At 61.1% G+C, this 4,321-nt stretch carries 2 protein-coding genes; one reads left to right on the plus strand and one right to left on the minus strand.

Annotation, left to right across the window (positions count from 1 at the left end; genetic code table 11):
• The first annotated feature begins 109 nt into the window (after positions 1-109).
• Positions 110-1,801 carry a methyl-accepting chemotaxis protein gene (locus tag ACIQ17_RS31315; RefSeq protein WP_398473401.1) on the plus strand — a complete coding sequence of 564 codons (1,692 nt, stop codon included), beginning with the start codon at positions 110-112 and terminating at the stop codon, positions 1,799-1,801.
• 184 nt (positions 1,802-1,985) lie between these two features.
• Here ACIQ17_RS31315 and ACIQ17_RS31320 read toward each other — a convergent pair whose 3' ends face one another.
• Positions 1,986-3,788, minus strand: coding sequence for a carbamoyltransferase (locus tag ACIQ17_RS31320; protein WP_398473402.1), 1,803 nt, complete (start codon positions 3,786-3,788; stop codon positions 1,986-1,988).
• Positions 3,789-4,321: the final 533 nt, after the last annotated feature.

Here is a 4,321-nt window from a genome sequence, read left to right on the forward strand (position 1 = left end):
GTCTGCGCAGGTCTGGTCGGCGGTCAGATCCACCCCTCGCGGAAACCAAGAAAATCCAGTTTCATTACGTCGTTCAGCCAACGGTCGAAAACCGAGGGACAGGATAGTTATGCTCGCCAGCTTCTCAATTCGTGCCAAGATCACCATCGTCATCTCGTTCCTGCTGATTGCCATGACCGCGATGGGTCTTCTGGCCGTCAGCAAGATGCAGATGATCAATACCAATTCGTCTGAGATCCAGAAGAACTGGCTGCCGAGCATTCGCGTTCTGGGCGGTCTGCGCGCAACGACGATCGACTATCGCAACCTCGTGCGCGCCCATATCCTGGCCGCCAATGCCGAGCAGATGGGCAAGACCGAGACAGGCATCGATGTCATCGTGAAGCGTGTGGGCGAGGAACGGGCGACCTATGACAGACTGATCTCGTCGCCGGAAGAGCGCGCCATCTTCAACGATTGGGCGAAGGAGTGGGACGTGTATCTCGCCCGCAGCCAGGAGGTGTTCGCGCTCAATCGCAAGAATCTCGGCAAGTCCAATCTGGAAGCTCACGAGCTGAACCTGAATGTCGTCAACCCGCTTGGCTCCAAGGCTGACTTCGCGCTCCGCAAGGCCATCGAGTTCAACGACAAGGGCGCTGCGGCGTCGGGTGAAAAGGCCGTCGATAGCTACAATTCGGCGTTCATGATGGTCGTGACCATCATCGGCATTTCGGCGGTGATTGGCATTGCGGTTGGCATCTATCTGGTTCGTGACGTGTCGTCGGGCATCGCGTCCATCGTCAGGCCGATGCAGGCGCTCAGCGCCGGTGACCTCACCGCGCATGTGCCGCATCAGGGCGAGAAGACCGAGATCGGTGCCATGGCCGATACGCTGCAGGTGTTCAAGCAGGCGCTGATCGACAAGCGTGCGGCCGACGAGGTCGCCGCTGCCGACGCCGAAGCGAAGATCGAGCGCGGTCGCCGCGTCGACGGCATCACCCGCAGTTTCGAAGCCATGATCGGTGAGATCGTCGAGACCGTGTCGTCGGCTTCGACCGAACTGGAAGCATCCGCCAGCACCCTGACAGCCACGGCCGAGCGCTCGCAGGAACTGACCACCTCCGTCGCTGCCGCATCGGAGCAGGCTACGACCAATGTGCAATCGGTGGCATCTGCGACCGAGGAAATGGCGTCGTCGGTGAACGAGATCAGCCGGCAGGTGCAGGAATCGGCCAACATCGCCAATCAGGCGGTGGATCAGGCGCAGAAGACCAATGATCGCGTCAGCGAACTGGCCAGTGCCGCAGCCCGTATCGGCGACGTCGTTGAACTCATCAACAATATCGCCGGCCAGACCAACCTTCTGGCGCTGAATGCCACCATCGAGGCGGCTCGCGCTGGCGAAGCCGGCCGTGGCTTTGCGGTGGTTGCGTCGGAAGTGAAGGCGCTGGCGGAGCAGACCGCCAAGGCCACGGGCGAAATCTCGACCCAGATCTCCGGCATTCAGGCGGCAACGCAGGAATCCGTGGGCGCCATCAAGGAAATCGGCGACACCATCGGCCGTATGTCCGAGATCGCATCCACCATCGCGTCGGCGGTGGAAGAGCAGGGCGCAGCAACGCAGGAAATCTCGCGCAACGTCCAGCAGGCGGCGCAGGGCACCCGGCAGGTGTCGTCGAACATCACCGACGTGCAGCGCGGCGCCAGCGAGACGGGCTCCGCATCGACGCAGGTCCTGTCCGCGGCCCAGTCGCTGTCATCGGACTCGACGCGGCTCAAGGACGAAGTCCGCAAGTTCCTGACCGCGGTGCGTGCGGCTTAAAGCTCTGTCGTTCTTCCTTCTCCCCCAAGCACAGCGAAGCTGTGCAGGGTGGGAGAAGGTGGCTTCGCGAAGCGAAGACGGATGAGGGGTACTGCTGGGCTCGGAGCTCGTGGCTACCCCTCACCCATCTCGAACGCTTTGCGTTCGATCCACCCTCTCCCACAAGGGGAGAGGAAAGGAAAGTTCACCTCACGCTCGACGTCACCAGCCCCGCGATATCCATATAGGTCCGCACCAGCGGTGCCACCACGCGATGGGCCGACGTCTTCGATACGATCCGGTCATGCAGGATCAGGTGATCGATTCCCGTATTGATGAAACACGCCATCGCATCGCGCGGCGTCTCCACGATCGGCTCGCCCTTCACATTGAATGAGGTATTGAGCAGCACCGGCACGCCGGTCAGCGCCTCGAATTCCTTCAGCAGGCGATACAGCACCGGATTGGTGTCTTCGGTCACCGTCTGCACGCGCGCGGTGCCGTCCACATGGACGATGGCCGGAATGCGATCGCGCCATTCCGGCCGCACCGGCTTGGCAACCAGCATGAACGGCGAATCCTCGGCGCCCTCGAAAATCTCCTGGCAGCGTTCGGCGAGCACCAATGGTGCGAATGGGCGGAACGGCTGCCGATGCTTCACACGCGAGTTCAGGATGTCCTTCATTTCGGCGTGGCGCGGGTCGGCGATGATGCTGCGATTGCCGAGGGCGCGCGGTCCATATTCCGACCGGCCCTGAAACCAGCCGATCACCTTCTGCTCGACCAGCAGCTTGGCAGTGTCGCGGCAGATGTCGTCGCTGCGAACGGTGCTTGTCTGTGCCTTCACCAGCGTGCGCTGGGTCGCCGCCTCGACTTCGCGATCGTCATAGGTGCGGCCGGTGTAGGAGTGCTTCATCACATAGCTGCGCGGTTGCTTCTGTACTTCGAGCAGCCCGTAATAGGCGCAACCGATGGCGATGCCGTTGTCGCCGGCGGCTGGCTGGATCCAGACATTGTCGAAGCCGGCCTCGCGCGCGATGCGGCCATTGGCGACGCAGTTCAGCGCGACACCGCCCGCGATGCAAAGATTCTTCGCGCCGGTGGTTTCGCGCAGCCAGCGCGCACGGGCGAGCAGTACCTTCTCGGTGTCGTCCTGAACGCGCCAGGCGAGATCTTCCCAATGCTTCATGGAAGGGCTGGTTTCCCACTTGCCTTCGCCATCGGGGACATAGGGCTGGTTGAACTCCGCCGACCAGCGCGGCACCGTCAGCTTGTTGTCCGTGATGGACATCAGCGACGGAAAATGCTCGCGGCGGCCATAGGGAGCGAGCCCCATCAGCTCGCCGCACTTGTTCCAGTCACCGAATACATAGGTCGATGCGCGGCTGTAGAGCGCGCCAAGGCCGGCCATGTTGGTGAACTCGTCGCTGAGGAAACCGCGGTCCGGCTCCATCCAGACTTTCTTGATACAGTTGAGCTGGGTGCCACTGAATGTGTAGTAACTCTCGGACTCGCGCGCGAGCGGCGATCCGCCGTCCTCTACCGGATAGGTTTCCATCACGTCGGAACGATAGCTGCCGACGCCATCGACGATCATGATGGCGCCTTCCTCGAATGGCGAGACTGCGAAAGCGCTGTAGGCATGCGAGAGATGATGCGAGATGGCGACGACCTTGCCGTTGCGCGCACGGAACAGTGGGTGGCGCTTTGCATCCTGCCGTTCATATTCGGGCAGGAAGCCTGGCATGTCCTGATAGATCAGACGGTCTTCCATCTCCGGGACCGGCAGGATGTAGCAATTGCTGACCACCAGCTCGATGTCGTTCAGACTGATCCCCTCGGCCTGCAGGCAGTACTCGATCACCTCTTGATAGAAACCGGTCGCGTGTTTCTCGCGGGTAATGCGCTCCTTCTCGATCGCATAGGCGATCTCGCCGTCGCGCAGAAGGCAGGCGCTGACGTCGTGATCATAGGTGTTGAGACCGAGAATGTAGCGGGGCTTGGCCATTGAGGCTCACTTCTTGCGTTCTTGTGTTCGGAAATCGAAGGCGGGGATTATCTCGCAGCTGCGAGCCGAGCCAGCGAGGATAATGCGCGGTACTATGAAGAGAAGATGAACGGCGACAAGCGCAATTCACTGTATCCGTTGAGATGCGTGTTTGTTCGCAGGTGCCGCGCTCCTGTCAACTTGACCGGGCTTCGCGCTTGATTCTATTCTTTTCACGATCCCGCATAGACGCCATGCCGCAGCCATATTGGTGGTCTGGTTTCCGGGTCTGCTATGTCAGCACGCGTGAACTGGAATTGCTCTCCGTGTCACTCTGTTGAACAATTCGACATCGGAAGCATTCTAAAGCCGTGCTTCTGCAGAATGGGAGATCCCAAGAATGGCTCAAACGACATCGAAGCGCCGTAACCTCCTGACCCGCTGCCTCGCAGCTGCGGCGCTTGTCTCTGTTTATTGCATCGGTCTGATCGGTGCCTCCACCGTCATGCTGACCGCCGGCAGCACCGCTGCTCATGCGCAGCGCGGTCGTGGCC

Origin of the sequence: Tardiphaga sp. (assembly GCF_044340795.1) — a bacterium.
In the GTDB taxonomy this organism is placed as follows: domain Bacteria; phylum Pseudomonadota; class Alphaproteobacteria; order Rhizobiales; family Xanthobacteraceae; genus Tardiphaga.